Source organism: Saccharopolyspora gregorii (genome assembly GCF_024734405.1).
GTDB classification, from domain to species: domain Bacteria; phylum Actinomycetota; class Actinomycetes; order Mycobacteriales; family Pseudonocardiaceae; genus Saccharopolyspora_C; species Saccharopolyspora_C gregorii.
This window is the reverse complement of the sequence record NZ_CP059556.1, coordinates 575,275-590,542: the sequence shown is the minus strand read 5'-3', so window position 1 is coordinate 590,542 and position 15,268 is coordinate 575,275. Positions and strand designations below refer to the sequence as shown.

The 15,268-nt window shown below is 73.0% G+C and carries 16 protein-coding genes; 2 read left to right on the top strand and 14 right to left on the bottom strand.

Features of this window, described 5'->3' with window-relative positions; genetic code table 11:
* Together H1226_RS02660 and glmS are read right to left on the bottom strand one after the other, a co-directional pair.
* Positions 1-1,503, bottom strand: coding sequence for an NAD(P)H-hydrate dehydratase (locus H1226_RS02660; RefSeq protein WP_258345604.1), 1,503 nt, complete (start codon positions 1,501-1,503; stop codon positions 1-3).
* A gap of 126 nt (positions 1,504-1,629) precedes the next feature.
* The gene (gene glmS / locus H1226_RS02655) at positions 1,630-3,492 is read right to left on the bottom strand and encodes a glutamine--fructose-6-phosphate transaminase (isomerizing) (protein WP_224956886.1); all 1,863 of its coding nucleotides are present in this window, start codon (positions 3,490-3,492) and stop codon (positions 1,630-1,632) included.
* Positions 3,493-3,761: 269 nt separating this feature from the next.
* Here glmS and H1226_RS02650 point away from each other — a divergent pair, with 269 nt between their 5' ends.
* Together H1226_RS02650 and H1226_RS02645 are read left to right on the top strand one after the other, a co-directional pair.
* A complete protein-coding gene (locus H1226_RS02650; RefSeq protein ID WP_258345599.1) occupies positions 3,762-4,580 on the top strand; it encodes a dienelactone hydrolase family protein in 819 nt (272 codons plus the stop codon).
* A 199-nt stretch (positions 4,581-4,779) separates the two neighbouring features.
* The gene (locus tag H1226_RS02645) at positions 4,780-5,286 is read left to right on the top strand and encodes a hypothetical protein (protein WP_258349535.1); all 507 of its coding nucleotides are present in this window, start codon (positions 4,780-4,782) and stop codon (positions 5,284-5,286) included.
* Between the two features lie 45 nt (positions 5,287-5,331).
* Here H1226_RS02645 and H1226_RS02640 read toward each other — a convergent pair whose 3' ends face one another.
* The 12 genes from H1226_RS02640 to H1226_RS02585 all read right to left on the bottom strand — a co-directional run bounded on the left by H1226_RS02640 (position 5,332) and on the right by H1226_RS02585 (position 15,259).
* Entirely contained in the window at positions 5,332-5,775 is a 444-nt protein-coding gene (locus H1226_RS02640) for a hypothetical protein (RefSeq protein ID WP_258345597.1), read from the bottom strand.
* A 27-nt stretch (positions 5,776-5,802) separates the two neighbouring features.
* Positions 5,803-8,460: a hypothetical protein gene (locus tag H1226_RS02635; protein WP_258349534.1), complete on the bottom strand. Its 2,658-nt coding sequence runs from the start codon at positions 8,458-8,460 to the stop codon at positions 5,803-5,805.
* A complete protein-coding gene (locus tag H1226_RS02630) occupies positions 8,460-8,771 on the bottom strand; it encodes a type VII secretion target (RefSeq protein ID WP_258345596.1) in 312 nt (103 codons plus the stop codon). Before H1226_RS02630 ends, H1226_RS02635 begins: the two co-directional genes overlap by 1 nt.
* 140 nt (positions 8,772-8,911) lie before the next feature.
* Entirely contained in the window at positions 8,912-9,199 is a 288-nt protein-coding gene (locus H1226_RS02625; protein ID WP_258345590.1) for a hypothetical protein, read from the bottom strand.
* A gap of 105 nt (positions 9,200-9,304) precedes the next feature.
* Positions 9,305-9,427: a hypothetical protein gene (locus H1226_RS02620; RefSeq protein WP_258345589.1), complete on the bottom strand. Its 123-nt coding sequence runs from the start codon at positions 9,425-9,427 to the stop codon at positions 9,305-9,307.
* On the bottom strand, positions 9,420-9,584 hold the full coding sequence (locus H1226_RS02615) for a hypothetical protein (RefSeq protein ID WP_258345587.1): 165 nt from the start codon (positions 9,582-9,584) through the stop codon (positions 9,420-9,422). The genes H1226_RS02620 and H1226_RS02615 overlap by 8 nt, the downstream gene beginning before the upstream one ends.
* 51 nt (positions 9,585-9,635) lie before the next feature.
* Positions 9,636-10,970, bottom strand: a complete 1,335-nt coding sequence (gene glmM / locus H1226_RS02610; protein ID WP_258349324.1) for a phosphoglucosamine mutase — start codon at positions 10,968-10,970, stop codon at positions 9,636-9,638.
* A 127-nt stretch (positions 10,971-11,097) separates the two neighbouring features.
* Positions 11,098-11,643, bottom strand: coding sequence for a 30S ribosomal protein S9 (gene rpsI / locus H1226_RS02605; protein ID WP_258345586.1), 546 nt, complete (start codon positions 11,641-11,643; stop codon positions 11,098-11,100).
* A 23-nt stretch (positions 11,644-11,666) separates the two neighbouring features.
* Positions 11,667-12,116: a 50S ribosomal protein L13 gene (rplM, locus tag H1226_RS02600; protein WP_224956873.1), complete on the bottom strand. Its 450-nt coding sequence runs from the start codon at positions 12,114-12,116 to the stop codon at positions 11,667-11,669.
* A gap of 415 nt (positions 12,117-12,531) precedes the next feature.
* A complete protein-coding gene (locus H1226_RS02595; RefSeq protein WP_258345577.1) occupies positions 12,532-12,819 on the bottom strand; it encodes a WXG100 family type VII secretion target in 288 nt (95 codons plus the stop codon).
* Between the two features lie 61 nt (positions 12,820-12,880).
* On the bottom strand, positions 12,881-13,192 hold the full coding sequence (locus H1226_RS02590; RefSeq protein WP_224956871.1) for a WXG100 family type VII secretion target: 312 nt from the start codon (positions 13,190-13,192) through the stop codon (positions 12,881-12,883).
* Between the two features lie 246 nt (positions 13,193-13,438).
* Entirely contained in the window at positions 13,439-15,259 is a 1,821-nt protein-coding gene (locus H1226_RS02585) for a type VII secretion-associated protein (protein ID WP_258345575.1), read from the bottom strand.
* Between the last annotated feature and the right edge of the window lie 9 nt (positions 15,260-15,268).

Below are 15,268 nucleotides of genomic sequence, written 5' to 3'. Positions count from 1 at the left end.
TCAGCTCGCGCGGAGCGCCCGGATCGCCGCCGGAACCGACCTGAGCAGCGCCGACGCGCCGATCGGGGCACCCACCGGATCGTCCCCGGCCTCCGGCCCGAACGCGGCGAGCTCGGCCGCCAGCGCGTGCGCGTGGGCCGCGTAGCCGCAGGCCAGCCACGGATCGATGCCCGCCGCCAGCAGCGCGCCGATCAACCCGGTCAGCACATCACCCGATCCGGCGGTGGCGGGCCAGGCGTGCACCGAGGGGTTCACCAGCACCCGGCCGTCCGGGGCCGCCACCACCGTCGTGTTGCCCTTGAGCAGCAGCACCACGTCGAAGCGCCGCGCCACCTCCCGCGCCGCGGCGACCCGGTCCGCACCGACCTCGCCCGCGAGCCGCTGGAACTCCCCGGCGTGCGGCGTCAGCACCACCGCCGCGTCCGGGTCCCGCGCGTCCCACAGCGTCGGGTCCTCCGCGAGCAGGGTGATCGAGTCGGCGTCCGCGCACACCGGCCGCCCCGACTCCAGCGCGTGCCGCAGCACCTCGCGGCCGCTGGCGCCGGTGCCGATGCCCGGCCCGACCGCCCACGCCTGCACCCGGCCGGCGTCGGTGATCGAGCCGGTGGCCACCACCTCCGGCCAGTGCGAGCGCACCAGGTCCGCCGCCGAACCCGCGTAGCGCACCATGCCCGAGGTCGCCTGCACGGCCGAGCCGGTCGCCAGCACCGCCGCACCCGGGTACGTCGCGGAACCGGCGGCGACGCCCACCACGCCCTGCGAGTACTTGTCGTCCTGCGGCCGCGGGACCGGCCAGCCCGCGCCCACGTCCGCCGCGTCCAGCACGAACAGGTCCGGCTCCGGCAGGTGCTCGGCCACGCCGATGCCTGCCACCACCACCGCACCCGACCGCACCGACCCGGTGCCGAGCACGTGGCCCGGCTTGCGGCCGCCGAACGTCACCGTCAGGTCCGCGTCCACCGCGGGCCCGTCCACCGCACCGGTGATCGGGTCGACGCCGGAGGGCAGGTCCACCGCCACCACCGGCGCCGCCACCCGGGACACCAGCTCCGCGGCCAGCGGACGCAGGCTTCCCCGCGCCGAGAGCCCCACGATCCCGTCGACCACCAGGTCCGCGCGCTCCAGCGCACCCGCGGCGGCCGCGCCGACCCCGGCGGTGTCCGCTCCCGGACCCGCCGCGTCCACGAGCACGCCGCCCGCGCGGCGCAGCGCCGCCGAACCCGCCGGGTGCGCCTTGTCCGGGGACAGCAGCAGCGCGGTCACACCCGCACCGCGGCGCCGGAACTCCACCCCGGCCCACAGCGCGTCGCCACCGTTGCCGCCCGCCCCCACCAGCAGCACCACGTGCCTGCCCGCGACCGCGCCCGCGGTCTCCGCCAGCAGCCGGGCGCCGTGCACCGCCACCGCGAACGCGGCGCGGCGCATCACCACCGGTTCCGGGGTGCTGGTGAACACGCTGCGCTCGGCGTCCCGGACCTGGTCCGGGGTCCACGCTCCCTGCACGGGCGACCTCCTGTTCGCGGCTGGCACCGTCCGTTCGCGGCCTGGCACCGTCCTACCCGATCATCGCCCATCGGACGAGAAGGGCCGCCCGACCAGCGGTCGAGCGGCCCGATCAGCGCCGGTGGATCACTCCACCGTGACGGACTTGGCGAGGTTGCGGGGCTTGTCCACGTCGTAGCCGCGCGCCCGGGCGATCTCCGCCGCCAGCACCTGCAGCGGGACCGTGGACACCAGCGGCTGCAGCAGCGTCGCCACCGCGGGGATCTCGATCAGCTCGTCCGCGAACGGGCGCACCGCCTCGTCGCCCTCCTCGGCGATGACGATGGTGCGGGCGCCGCGGGCCTGGATCTCGCGGATGTTGGACAGCATCTTCGAGTGCAGCAGCGCCCGGCCCTTCGCCGACGGCATCACCACGACCACCGGCAGCCGGTCCTCGATCAGCGCGATCGGCCCGTGCTTGAGCTCGCCCGCCGCGAAGCCCTCCGCGTGCATGTAGGCGAGCTCCTTGAGCTTCAGCGCGCCCTCCAGCGCCACCGGGTAGCCGACGTGGCGGCCCAGGAACAGCACCGCCTTCGAGTCGGCCAGCTCCCGGCCCAGCGTGCGCACCTGGTCCACGGTGGACAGCGTCTGCCGGACGGCCTGCGGCATCGCGGCGAGCTCCTCGAACTCGCGCGCCACCTCGTCCGAGTACTTCGTGCCGCGCGCCTGCGCCAACGCCAGCCCCACCAGGTAGTTCGCGGTGATCTGCGCCAGGAACGTCTTCGTCGCCGCCACCCCGATCTCCGGGCCGGCGTGGGTGTAGAGCACCGCGTCCGACTCGCGCGGGATCTGCGCGCCGTTGGTGTTGCAGATGGCCAGCACCCGGGCCCGCTGGGTGCGCGCGTGCCGCACCGCCTCCAGGGTGTCCGCGGTCTCGCCGGACTGGGAGATCGCCACCACCAGGGTGTCGCGGCCCAGCACCGGGTCGCGGTAGCGGAACTCGCTGGCCAGCTCCACCTCGACCGGGATGCGGCACCAGTGCTCGATGGCGTACTTCGCCAGCAGGCCCGAGTGGTAGGCGGTGCCGCAGGCGACGACGAAGACCTTGTCGATGTCCCTCAGGTCCTGCTCGGTCATCCGCTGCTCGTCGAGGACGATGCCGCCGCCCGAGAAGTGCCCGCGCAGCGTGTTCTCCAGCGCCTCGGGCTGCTCCTCGATCTCCTTGAGCATGAAGTAGTCGTGGCCGCCCTTCTCGGCGGCCGACAGGTCCCAGTCCACCGTGAACGGCTTCGCCTGCACCTCGACGCCGTCGAAGTCGGTGACCCGGTAGCCGGCGCGGTCGATCGTGACGACCTGGTCCTGGCCGAGCTCCACCGCGTCCCGGGTGTGCTCGATGAACGCGGCCACGTCCGAGGCCAGGAAGTGCTCCCCCTCGCCGACGCCCACCACCAGCGGCGAGGAGCGGCGCGCCGCCACGATCTCGTCCGGCACGTCGGCGTGCGTGACCAGCAGCGTGAACGCGCCCTCCAACCGGCGCGCCACCGCGCGGGTGCTGGCGCTCAGGTCACCCGCGGTCGGACCGGAGGCGTACGCGGCGGCCACCAGGTGCGCCGCGGTCTCGGTGTCGGTCTCGCTGGCCATCTCCACGCCCGCGGACTCCAGCTCGGCGCGCAGCGCGGCGAAGTTCTCGATGATGCCGTTGTGCACCACCGCGACCTTGCCCGCCGCGTCCCGGTGCGGGTGCGCGTTGCGGTCGGTCGGCGCACCGTGCGTCGCCCACCGGGTGTGGCCCATGCCGCTGGTCGCCGCGAACCGCGAACCGTCCTGCCCGGCGAGCTTGCCCTCCAGGTTCGACAGCGCCCCCGCCGCCCGCTCGACCGCGAGACCGCCCGCGCCGTCGAGCATCGCGACGCCCGCCGAGTCGTAACCCCGGTACTCAAGCCGCCTGAGCCCGTCCAGCACCACGTCCAGCGCCTGACGATGTCCTACGTAACCCACGATGCCGCACACCCGAGTCAGCGTAGCCACCGCCGCCGAACGCCTCAGAACGGGCAGGGCAGCCGCACCTGACGGCGCGAACCCCGCCGCCACGACCCGGCGACGCCCATCACCGCCGGTCAACGGCCCGCGCCCGGTCCCGGCACCCGCGGTCGCGGTCCCCGCCTGGGGAGTTCCGGCGGTGCGCCGGCCCGGCGGCCGCGAGCGAGGCATCCGCCACGTGACGAACCGCGCACCTCGCGTGGGCGCGGTCGCGCCCGCGTCGGCTACCGTGACCCACCATGGCGCGGAATGCCAAGAAGGCGTTGGAAGAACTGTCCCACCGCGGGCCGCACGAGGTGCTGCACGGCGATCTCGCGCTGGTCGGCCTGCCCGGCATCGTGTGCACGCCGCGCAGCGGGCGCGGACTGCCCGCCGTCGCGTTCGGCCACGGCTGGTTGCAGTCGCCCCGCCGGTACGCGGGACTGCTGCGCCACCTGGCCTCCTGGGGGATCGTCGCCGCCGCGCCCGGCACCCAGCGCGGGCCGCTGGCCTCGCACCGGATGCTGGCCGCGGACCTGCGCACCGCGCTCGACATCTGCACCGGCGTGCGGCTCGGTGACGGGCAGCTCAGCGTCGACGACCGCAAGCTCGCCGTCGCCGGGCACGCGCTCGGCGGGGGCAGCGCCGTGCTCGCCGCCGCCGACGACCCGCGCGTCCGCGCCGTCGGCACCTTCGCCGTCACCGAGACGATGCCCTCGGCGCTGGCCGCCGCGCACCGCGTCACCGCGCCCGGACTGCACCTCACCGGCGGCAAGGACCTGCTCGCGCCGTCCGTCGCCAACGCCGAACCGATCGCCGCCGCCTGGGGCGGGCCGGTGCAGCTGCGCACCCTGCCGAAGGCCAGCCACCTCGGGTTCACCGAGGGCAGGCACTGGACGGAACTCGTGCTGCACGGCAAGGCCGAGTACCGCACCCAGCGCACCGCCCGCGCGCTGCTCACCGCGTTCCTGCTCCGCCACCTCGACGGGGACGGGCGGTGGGGCGCGCTGCTCGACTCCGACGTCTCCGGCGCCACAATCGACGAAGCCCGGACCCGCAGCGCGGCCCTCACCGCCTGAGTTCCGGCCGGCGATCAGCCGGAAACGCCTCGCGGCGGCGGCGCGGCAGCGAGAATCACCGCTCGTGAACGTTCCGCAGCGACCGCCAGGACCACCCTTCCCGCACGGCACGCCGCCCCCGCCCGGCCCGGGTGGGCAGTGGGGGTACGGGCTACCTCCGCCCGGCCCGGGTGGGCAGTGGGGGTACGGGCCACCGCCGATGCGACCTCGCCCGTCCGGTCCGCCGTGGCGCCCGGCTTCGAACCGGCCGCGCATCGCCTACGGCGTGGTGCTGTGCGTGGTCGGGATCTTCTTCATCGTGGACGGCACCACCTCGATCATCGACAGCGTCGGAGCCGGCCGCGTCGTCGTGTCCGGCCAGGCCCAGGCGGGGTTGAACAACGTCCTGGCGATCGCGCGCGGCGCCCTGATCGTGCCGGGCGGGCTGGTCGCCCTCGTCGCCGCGATCCTCTGCTTCGCGCGCAACCCCGCCGCGCGGATCCTCGCCGTCGGCCCGGCGGCCGCGAGCGGTCTCGCCTACCTCATGAGCGCCGCCTACGAGATGCACGACCTGGTGCACGGCGGGTTCCGGTTCGGCATCGGGCACTTCTTCGACAACCGCTTCACCGCTCTCCTCGTGATCGGCCTGGCGGCGACGCTGCTCTCCTTCGTCCCCGCGATCAGCAGGAGCGTGGCGGCGCGACCAGCGCCCTGGTCGCACAGGTGAGCCGATGAGATCGGGCCGCGCCCCGGCGGGGACGCGGCCCGGTGCTCACCTCAGCCAGGTGCGGTTCGAGAAGTCGTCGTCCTCGTCGTCCTGGACGACCGGGCGGCGGCGGGACGCCGGTCGCGGTGCGGGCCGCGGCGGCGGCTGCTGCCAGCCCCGCGGCTCCGGCGCCACCGGTTCCGGGCGCGGCTTGCGGTCCTGCTGCTCGACCGGCCGGGGCGGCGGATCGGTGTACTCCTCCTCGTCGTCCGGGAGGCCCACGTCGATCTCCGCGACCCGGTTGCGCTCGGCGTTCTCGCGCTGGGCCCGCTCCCGGACCCGCTCCGCCATCTTCTTCGCCGTGGCGACCGTGCTCTCGATGCCCGCCTTGGCCTTCTCCGCGCTCTCCCGGGAACTCCGGGTGAGCTCGTGGCTGCGGTTCACGTCGTCGCTGACCAGCTTGGTCATCGACTCCCGGAAGGCGCGTGCCGCCGGTGTCTCGGTGCTCATCTCAGCCCGCACTCCCCTGCGTCACGCTCATCCCCGCCGGTCCTCGCCGAACACCGCCCGGTGCCGGGCACCGGACTCGTCCACGCCGTCGTCGAACAGCTGCCCCTGGGTGCGCCACGGGCTGGAGTTCGTCCGTTCCTGATCACCCGAGCCGCCGCCCTGCTGGCCGCCGCCCATGCCACCCATGCCGCCCATCATGCCGCCGCCCATGCCGCCGGACTGCTGCGCGGCACCCTGCCCGCCCGCCGGGTCGCCCATGGTGCCGAGCCCGGTGGCGCCCTGCGAACTGCCGGAAGCCGCGTCGTCCGCGCTGGCCATCCTGGTCGCGCCGGCCTGCGGCTGGGCGTCCCCGAACGGGCCTGGGTGCGCGGGCGGCGGATCGGCGAGGTCACCGGAGAACAGCTGCCCGGACATCGTCGTGAACGAACCGGGCACGTGGTCGCCGGTGAACGCGCTCGCCAACCCCAGCCCGGCCGACTGCGGAGCGGTCGGCGCGGGGGTCAGCGGGTCCGGCGGCGAATCGGTCGACGCCGCGTACGCCGCCGGTGCCACCGGCGCGGTCCCGCCGGAAGCGGGCGGTTCGTAGCCGCCGACCTGCGGTGGCGTGCCGACCGGCGTCGACGGATCGAATCCGGCGACCGGATCGCGGCCGACCGGTGCGCTCGCCGCGGCGTCCGGCTCCGCCCCCGGCATCGCGGGCGGCTCGGCCGGAGCCGGCCCGGGCACCGCGCCCGGCACCGCGTCGAGCCGCTGCTCGGCACCAGCGGTGTCCCCGGCGAAGTCGACGGTCTGCTGCACCGGCGGCCGGCCGGGCCCGTTGTCCACGTCGACGCGGATGCTGCCGTCCGGGGCCCGTTCCAAGGTGATCGTGCGGTCGCCCTCGTGGATCACCGCCTTGCCGTCCTCGCCCGGCTGGACCGGGATGCCCGGTTGCTGGGCGGGGTCCGGCGCACCCGGCATCGCGCCCGGGGCGGGATTCGTGCCGACGCCCGGCAGACCACCTTCACCGGGCGCCGGGCCCGGGGCGGGCTGGGTGCTCACGCCGGGCAGGCCCGCCTGCCCCGGCATCGTGCCGGGGGTCGGGTTCGTGCCCACGCCCGGCAGACCGCCCTCGGGGCCGAACCGCACGTCGTAGGTCTTCGGCTGCCCGTCCTCGCCGATGATCGTGACCTTCGAGGTGCCCTGCTGGTCCGGTTCCTGGACCTGCACGGCGTTCTCGCCCTCGCCGATCGTCTCCACCGCGGGCTCGCCGGCTCCCGGTCCGCCCGAACCGTCCGCGCCGGGCTGCGGCATGCCCGGCACCTCGGGCGTCTCGGGGGGCTCCGGCGGCTTCGGGGTCTCGGGCATCGCCGGCGTCTCCGGCATCGAAGGCGCGCCGCCGGGCGAACCACCCGGGGAACCACCAGGCGAACCACCGGGGGAACCACCGGGCGAACCACCCGGAGAGCCGCCGGGAGAGCCGCCCGGCGAGCCGCCAGGGCCCTGTTGACCTGCGCCTTGCTGGTCAGACCCCTGCGGACCGGACTCGTCCTGCGCCGGACCGGGGTTGCTGAACGGGTTCTCCTCGGCCTTGCCGAGCTCCTCGTTCAGCTTCTTCCACGCGTCGTCCACGGCGGTCTTGGTGTCATCGCACTTCTGGACGAAGTTCTTCCACTCCGTCTCGATGGACTCGGCGAACTGCAGGACCACCGAGTTGGCCTTGTTCCTGGCCGCATCCTTCGTCGCTCCGTCGGCGTCGCCGCAGCTCTCGTCGATCGGTATCTGCCAGATGCTCGCGACCTTGCGGATCACCAGGTCGTCGTCGTTCCCGTTGGCGAGGTCGATGGTGACCTCCCAGTCCGGGATGCTCTTGTGCTGGAAGACCGCCGCACGCCGCCCGTCCTGTTCGAGGACGAAGCGGGCCTTCTCCCGGCACAGATCGCCGACGGCCTTGATCGACTCCTTCGTGACCTGCGCCGACGTGCGCAGCCGCTCGATCACGCGATCCTGGGCGGTCGGCGTGAACTTCTCGTCGAAGAACCCTTGCGCGCTCTCCGAGGCGGCGCCGGTCCACCCCTGCCGCAACTGCCCCAGCCGGTCGGACATCGCGCTGTACGCTTCCCCGGTACCGCGGTCGGCCTTCTCCAGGTCACCGATGATCTGGTCGAACTTGGCGAACTTGATGTCGCGCTGCTCGTCGTAGCGGGCCTTGACCTTCGCCTCGTCGCCGACCCCGACGCCGGCGTGCTTGATGCTCTTGATCTTCCCGTACAGCTTCACGAGGTCGATCAGCAGGCTCAGCCCCGGAGCACCCGCGTTGAGCAGCTGATCGGAATCCGCCGCGCCCGCGCCTTCCCCGTTGTCAGCGCGGCGCTGGGTGTCACCGATCGTGGACTTGCCGTTCTCGATCGCCTCGCCGTGCTCGCGGCGCGCCTGTGCGCCCTCGTCAGCCTGCTTCTTCGCCCCGGCGTAGGAATCCTTGACGCGCTGGCTGGTGCTGGTGCCACCGCTCTCGTACGGCACCTGCTGCACCCCGGCGCCGTTGTCGTACTTCGTCATGTACGCGTCGAGCACGTCGTTCGGGTCGTCACCGCCCGAACGCCGGTAGTCGAGGAGCAAGGTCACCTTGGCGTCCTCGGAGACCGAGCTGTCGTCCATGATGGCTTTGACTTCGTCGACGGAGGGGAACTTCTGCTCGTCGGCCATCAGCTGTTCCCCGACTTCCCGACGGTCTCCGCCGCATCAGCGTCGGACCAGTCGTAACCCTGCCCGGTCTTCTCCAGCTTCCCGGCGAAGTCGTCCATGGCGTCTGCCATCGAGGAGACGCACTTCGACAGCTTGGTCATCGCCTCCTGGTAGCCGCCGAAGGCCTGCTGGTGCACGCGCCCGAAGTCCTCGGCCCCCAGACCGAGCTCCCCGACCTTCTTGGCGTGCTCGTCGCGCACCGGGTCCGCCGTACCCCGGATGCTGTTGCCGGCGGCGACCAACTCCCCCGAGTTCGTCCCGAAACCTGACATCGTTGCCCCTCCTCGCACTTCACGCCCCCACCGACGCGCGCACGGAATGCGACGTCAGGTGGTGGCGCCAGGTTCCTCACCCTGGCAGGCGGGAGCGGCGCACGGGCGGGATCCGATGATCTCCTTGCATACGCGAAGGCTCACCGCGGCGGGTAGGGCCCCTGCGGCGGGTAGGGCTGCGGCGGGGCCTGCTGCGGGAACGGCTGCGACTGCGGGAAGGGCTGGCCGAACTGCTGCGGCTGGGCCGTCGGGAACGGCTGCGACGGCGGTCCTTGCGGCTGCGGCCCCTGGGCTTGCGGGTAGGGCTGCGGGAACGGTGGGCCGAACTGCTGCTGGGGGCCGGGCTTCGGCGTCAGCTGGTCGAGCTTCACCTTCACCACGAGCGCCGCGGCCAGCGCGCCGGCCCCAGCGCCGACGAGAATGCTCACGAGCAGAAAAATCCAGTACACGGGGTCCCCCTTCGGCTCGCGCCCAAGGTATCGCCCGGACCTCCGGCGGCTCGCGGCCGCCCGGCGGGCCTGCCGCACCGCCGCTCAGTACGAGATGATCACCATCGCGAGGATCACCGCCAGCACCATCCCGGCCAGCGGCAGCAGCACGAGCATGACCACGTTCGCGAGCCACTCCCCGCGCGCCGCGCGCACCCGCTCAGCCATGTCGGCGCGCCCGCCGGTTCACCCACCACTGACCGCCGTCGTGCACGGCGTTGATGGCCTTGGTCCCGGCGATGCCGAGAGCGGAGAACACGAGGACGGCGATGACGAGCCCGACCGCGACGAGTCCGACGATGATGGCGACGACGATGGCACCCATGTGAGCAGCGTCTCACACATCTGCCCGCGCGGGGAGACCTGGATCACAGCTTCACCGGATGGCAGCAACGACCCCGGCGAGCCGTTGCGCGGTGGCGTCGGCGATCGCCTCGCTCGGCGCCTCCACCATCACCCGCACGAGCTGTTCGGTACCGGACGGGCGAAGCAGCACCCGGCCCTGCTCACCGAGTTCGGCCTCCGCGACCGCGACGGCGTCGGACACGGAGGGAGCCGAGACGGCCTGCGCCTTGTCCACCACTCGCACGTTCACCAGCACCTGCGGCAGCCGGCGCATCGTGGTCGCCAGCTCGGCCAGCGGCTCGCCGGTCGCGGCCATCCGGCCCATCAGCCGCAGCGCCGTGAGCAGCCCGTCACCGGTGGTGGCGTGCCCCGGGAGCACCACGTGCCCGGACTGCTCGCCGCCCAGCGAGAACCCGCCGGCGCGCAGCTCCTCCAGCACGTAGCGGTCGCCGACCTTGGTGGTGCGCAGCTTCACGCCGTGGTCGCGCATCGCCAGGTGCAGGCCCAGGTTGCTCATCACGGTCGCGACCAGCGTGTCGTCGGCGAGTTCGCCGGACTCCTTCATCGCCACCGCGAGCACCGCGAGGATCTGGTCGCCGTCCACGACCTGCCCGGCCGCGTCGACCGCCAGGCAGCGGTCCGCGTCGCCGTCGTGCGCGATGCCCAGGTCGGCGCCGTGCTCCAGCACCGCGGCCCGCACGTTGTCCAGGTGGGTCGAGCCGACGCCGTCGTTGATGTTGATGCCGTCCGGGTCGGCGTGCAGCGCGATCACGTCCGCGCCCGCGCGCCGGTAGGCCTCGGGGGCCGCACCGGAGGCCGCGCCGTTCGCGCAGTCCACCACGACGCGGATGCCGTCCAGCCGCTGCGGCGTCGCCACCAGCAGGTGGTCCACGTAGCGCTGCACCGCGTCCGGCACGTCCCGCACCCGGCCCACGTGCTCGCCGGTGGGGCGCTGCACGTCCTCGTCGAGGCGCGCGGCGATCTCGTCCTCCACCGCGTCCGGCAGCTTGTGGCCGCCCGCGGCGAACAGCTTGATCCCGTTGTCCGGCATCGGGTTGTGCGAGGCGGAGATCATCACGCCGATGTCGGCGCCCAGCTCACCGACCAGGTAGGCGACCGCGGGCGTCGGCAGCACGCCGACCCGCAGCACGTCCATGCCCGCCGAGGTCAGCCCCGCGGTGACCGCCGCCTCCAGCATCTCGCCGCTGGCCCGCGGATCGCGGCCGACCAGCGCCACCCGGCGCCGGGAGTCGTCGCGGTCGTAGAGCACGCGGGCCGCCGCGGCCGCCACGGACAACGCCAGTTCCGGCGTGAGGTCCGAATTCGCAAGACCTCGCACCCCGTCGGTGCCGAACAGCCGGGACATGTGCAGCGAATCCTCCTGGATCGACGGCAGGGCCACTGTCAGGCCGGACCCGGCCCGGAAAAAGATCACGGGAGCAGCCCCGGCGTCGCGCGGACGCCACGGCTGCTCCCGTGAATCGTACGAAAGGTCAGCGCTTGCTGTACTGCGGAGCCTTGCGGGCCTTCTTGAGGCCGTACTTCTTGCGCTCCTTCTCCCGCGGGTCGCGGGTGAGCATGCCGGCCTTCTTCAGCGCCGGGCGGTCGTCCGCCTCCAGCTCGACCAGCGCGCGCGCGATGGCCATGCGCAGCGCACCGGCCTGACCGGAGGGGCCACCGCCGTTGAGGTTCGCGTGCACGTCGAAGCCCTCGGCGCGCTCCACGAGAACCAGCGGTTCCTTCACGATCTGCTGGTGGACCTTGTTCGGGAAGTAGTCCTCGAGCGCCTTGCCGTTCAGCTTGAACCCACCGTTGCCGGAGGTCAGGCGCACGCGGACGATCGCCTCCTTGCGGCGGCCGACGGTCTGCACGGCGCGGCCGGACGGGATCGGCGCGAACTCCTGAGGCGCGTCCTCGACGTCGGTCTCGACGTCCGCGTCGACCTCGGTGTTCTCGGCGAAGTGCTCGCCGATGTTCTCGACGACGTCCTCGCCGACGGTCTCGATAACCGGAGTCTCCTCCGGAGCAGGAGTGGTCACTGGCTGGTCCTCGGGTCCCTCGGTCACTTCTCGACCTTCGCGTTGATCTGGTACGGCTGCGGGTTCTGGGCCGCGTGGGGGTGCTCCGGGCCTGCGTAGACCTTGAGCTTCTTGCCCATGGCCCGGCCGAGCTTGTTCTTCGGCAGCATGCCCTTGATGGCCTTCTCGAGCACGCGCTCCGGGTGCTTCGAGTCCAGAACCTGCCCCAGGGACTGCTTGCGCAGACCGCCCGGGTAACCGCTGTGCCGGTAGTGGAACGCCTGCTCGCGCTTCTTGCCGGTCAGCGCCACCTTCTCAGCGTTGACGATGACGACGAAGTCGCCGGTGTCGATGTGCGGGGCGTAAGTCGGCTTGTGCTTGCCGCGCAGCAGCAGGGCGGCCTGGGTGGACAGCCGGCCGAGCACCACGTCCTCGGCGTCGATGACATGCCAGGCGCGGGTCACCTCGCCGGCCTTCGGGCTGTACGTGCGCACGGATCTACCTCGTCGTCGTTCGCGTCGGAATCTCGGTGCGGACCCCGTGTTCCTCCGGGGAGCCCATCGGAACCGTGCCGGGTCGGAATCCCCGATCTGGCCGGGGAACCGGCACGTCCTGGGTGTCACCAGAGACCTGTGGCCCGGTTCGGCCTCGGCTCTCGCCGGGCTTTCCGTTGGGCCGGTCACCGCTCCAACACCGCAGTCGCGCACCGCACAACAAACAATCAGGGTACTCGTTGGCGAAAAGACCCACCGATACGGGGTCCCCTTCGTCGGGGGAACGCCGTCGGCGTGCCGAGTCGCCGAGTGGATGCTACCGGGCGGCCCGGGAGCCCCGGGCACCCGCCCCGGAACACCGCCGACCCCGGGCCGCGAGGGGCGTCCGGGGTCGGCGATCGGCGCGGCGCGGAGATCAGCCGCCGAAGCGACCGGCGTTCTTCGCCTCACCGGCCTGGTAGGACTCGTTCGCGGCGTTGACGGCCATGCCCATCTTCGCGGCGATCTCGATCATGTTCTGGGCGGCCTTGTCCCACTCGGACTGCGCGGCGCGGTACGCCTCCTGCGCCTGGCCTTCCCAGGTGTTGACCAGCGGCTTGAGCATGTTCTCCAGCTCGTCCAGCTCGGCCTGGATCTTGGTGGCGGCACCGCCCAGGTCGTCGGCGGCCTGGCTCAGCTGGCCGAAATCAACCCGAATTTCCATGGTGAAGTCCCCTCACGTGAAGTGGTCGGAAGAAGGTGGAGAAAGAACGTCGGAGGCGGGCTCAGCCGCCGAGCATGCCCTCGATCTTGGAGATCTCGGCCGCCTGCTCCTCTTCGTTCTGGGTGTACGCCTGCCCCGAGGACTGGATGTTCTCGCTGATCTCGCCCAGCTTCTGGTTGATGGTCTTGGCGTTCTCCTGGAACGCGTCCATCAGGCGGCGGAAGACGTCGGACGCCCCGCCCTTCCAGGAGGCCAGGACCGGCGCGATCTGCCCGTCCAGCGTGCTCACCGCGTTCTCGACGTTGCCCCGAACCTCTTCGACCTGACCCGCGGCCTTCGCCATCAGGTCCGCGTCGGTACCCATCCCGCTCATAGGTGAGCCCCCTTCATTCGTTGCTCGAAGATCGATGAACCTACGACGCAGACATTGCCACGTCCGGTTCCGCCCTGTCCCAGCTTTTTCCGGAAACGGTTGCGGCTGTGAACGCGGAAGGATGAAATCGCTGGTCACACGCGGATTAGCGATTGCGAAAGAATCCGCTCGTGCCGAGTTCTCGGCGGATCGCACGCGGAATTCGCGAAAGCGATTTGCACCCGCTACCGATTTCGCGGGCGACCGTCACCCGGTGACCGAGAGCGAGGAGACGACCTGCTCGCAGGCCCGCTCCACTTCGGACTTCCCGGCCGGGGTGTACCGGCAGCCCACGCTCACCTGGTACTGCCCGCGGTGCACCACGAACCACTCCGCGGTCGCGCCCGGCAGGTCCTCCCGGTAGTACACGACGTCCCGGCCCGCGAAGGTCGCCGAGGCGTCGAAACCGGAGAACCGCCCCCCATCGGCGTTGAACCGGTCGTACTCGGCGCGCAGGTCCGCGACCGCGCGGGCCCGCCCGGCCGCCACGTCGTAGCCGAGGTCGCCCTGCTGCACGACGATCAGGTCGTCTCCGTCGGACCGCGGCGCGACCACCGTCTGCCACAGCTGCGGATCACCGCCGGTCTGCCGCCAGCCCGCCGGGTAGTCGAAGCCGTACTCGTACTGCGCGACGTGCCGCGGTGGCGCCGCCGCCCGCCCGCCTGTGACCTGCGAGAGCAGCACCGCGACCACCACCGCGACGACCACGGCCGCCGCCGCGCCCGCGCCCCACACCCACGGCCGCACCCCGGTCCGCCGGGGCACCGGGGTGTGGAACACCGGCCGGGTCTGGTCGCCGGCGCCGATGACGATGGTGGAGGCGCGGCTGAGCGAATCGCCCGGCGGAGCAACGGCGGGCTGCTGCGCCCACTGCTGCCGCGGGACGCCCGCGTGCTGCGGGCGCGCGGCCGGTGCGCGCGCGCCGCGGTGCGCGCCCGCGGGCGCGAGCCCACCGGTGCGCTCCGGGTCCAGCCGCACGGCCCGCAGCGCACCGCGGGCCACCACCGTCTCCGGTTGGTCCAAGGTGGTCGGCAGCACCCCGGTGCGCTCGTGGATGAGCCGGGCCACCAGCGGGATCCGGCTGGAACCGCCGACCAGGAACACCCCGGCCAGCCGGTCCCGCGGCACCTGCCCCTCCTGCAAGGTCGCCGAGACCAGGTCGGCGGACTTCGCCAGCGGTGCCGCCACCAGGCGCTCCAGGTCGGCGCGGGTGACGTGCGCGTCGGAGAACGGCGGTGGCATCGGCACGTCGGTGTAGGTGTGCCGGGACAGCGTCTCCTTCGCGCCGCGCACGTCCTGGCGCAGCACCCGGCGGCGCCGCCGGTCCGCCATGTCGCGACCCTCGACGAGCTTGTGCCACGCGGCCGGGTCCATTCCGGACACGACGGAACCGATGTGCTCCAGCAGGGCCTGGTCGATGTCGGCGCCGCCGAAGTTCGGCTCGCCCTTCGTCGCCAGCACCCGGAACGCGCGGCCCTGCTTGCAGACGACGCTGGCGTCCACGGTGCCGCCGCCCAGGTCGAGCACGGCGAGCGCCCCGCCATCGGGCAGCCCGTGCCCGGCGGAGTGGAACACCGCGGCCGCGACGGGTTCCGGCACCAGCACGACTTCCTTCGCCAGCCCGGCCGCGGCCTGGCGCAGCACCCCGGCGCGGACCGAACCCCAGTCCGCGGGATGCGTGAGCACGAGCAGGTCCACGCCCGCGCCCGCGGCGAACCGGCGGGCCTCGCCGACGGCCCGCTGCAGCACCGCGCGCACCACGTCGCCGACGCGCAGCACGCTGCTGCCCAGCAGCAGCTCGCCCTCGTCGATGCGGCGCTTGGGGTGCGGTTCGAACCGGGACGGGTCGACGGCGGCCTGCCGCTCCGCCTCGTGGCCGACGAACAACGTGCCGTCGGCCGCGGCAAACACCGCGGAGGGCACCAGGGGCTGGCCGTCGACGACCACCACCTGCGGCTCACCGCCGCCGACGGACACCACGGTGCAAGTGCTCGAGGTGCCGAAGTCGACCGAGACGTGCAGGGACACCCACTACTC

Excerpts from the sequence above, each read along its gene's own strand:
- H1226_RS02635 (WP_258349534.1), bottom strand. The coding sequence starts at position 8,460 with ATGGCCGACGAGCAGAAGTTCCCCTCCGTCGACGAAGTCAAAGCCATC.
- H1226_RS02630 (WP_258345596.1), bottom strand. The coding sequence starts at position 8,771 with ATGTCAGGTTTCGGGACGAACTCGGGGGAGTTGGTCGCCGCCGGCAAC.
- H1226_RS02645 (WP_258349535.1), top strand. The coding sequence starts at position 4,780 with ATGCGACCTCGCCCGTCCGGTCCGCCGTGGCGCCCGGCTTCGAACCGG.
- H1226_RS02595 (WP_258345577.1), bottom strand. The coding sequence starts at position 12,819 with ATGGAAATTCGGGTTGATTTCGGCCAGCTGAGCCAGGCCGCCGACGAC.
- glmM (WP_258349324.1), bottom strand. The coding sequence starts at position 10,970 with ATGTCCCGGCTGTTCGGCACCGACGGGGTGCGAGGTCTTGCGAATTCG.
- H1226_RS02620 (WP_258345589.1), bottom strand. The coding sequence starts at position 9,427 with ATGGCTGAGCGGGTGCGCGCGGCGCGCGGGGAGTGGCTCGCGAACGTG.
- H1226_RS02615 (WP_258345587.1), bottom strand. The coding sequence starts at position 9,584 with ATGGGTGCCATCGTCGTCGCCATCATCGTCGGACTCGTCGCGGTCGGG.
- H1226_RS02650 (WP_258345599.1), top strand. The coding sequence starts at position 3,762 with ATGGCGCGGAATGCCAAGAAGGCGTTGGAAGAACTGTCCCACCGCGGG.
- H1226_RS02640 (WP_258345597.1), bottom strand. The coding sequence starts at position 5,775 with ATGAGCACCGAGACACCGGCGGCACGCGCCTTCCGGGAGTCGATGACC.
- H1226_RS02590 (WP_224956871.1), bottom strand. The coding sequence starts at position 13,192 with ATGAGCGGGATGGGTACCGACGCGGACCTGATGGCGAAGGCCGCGGGT.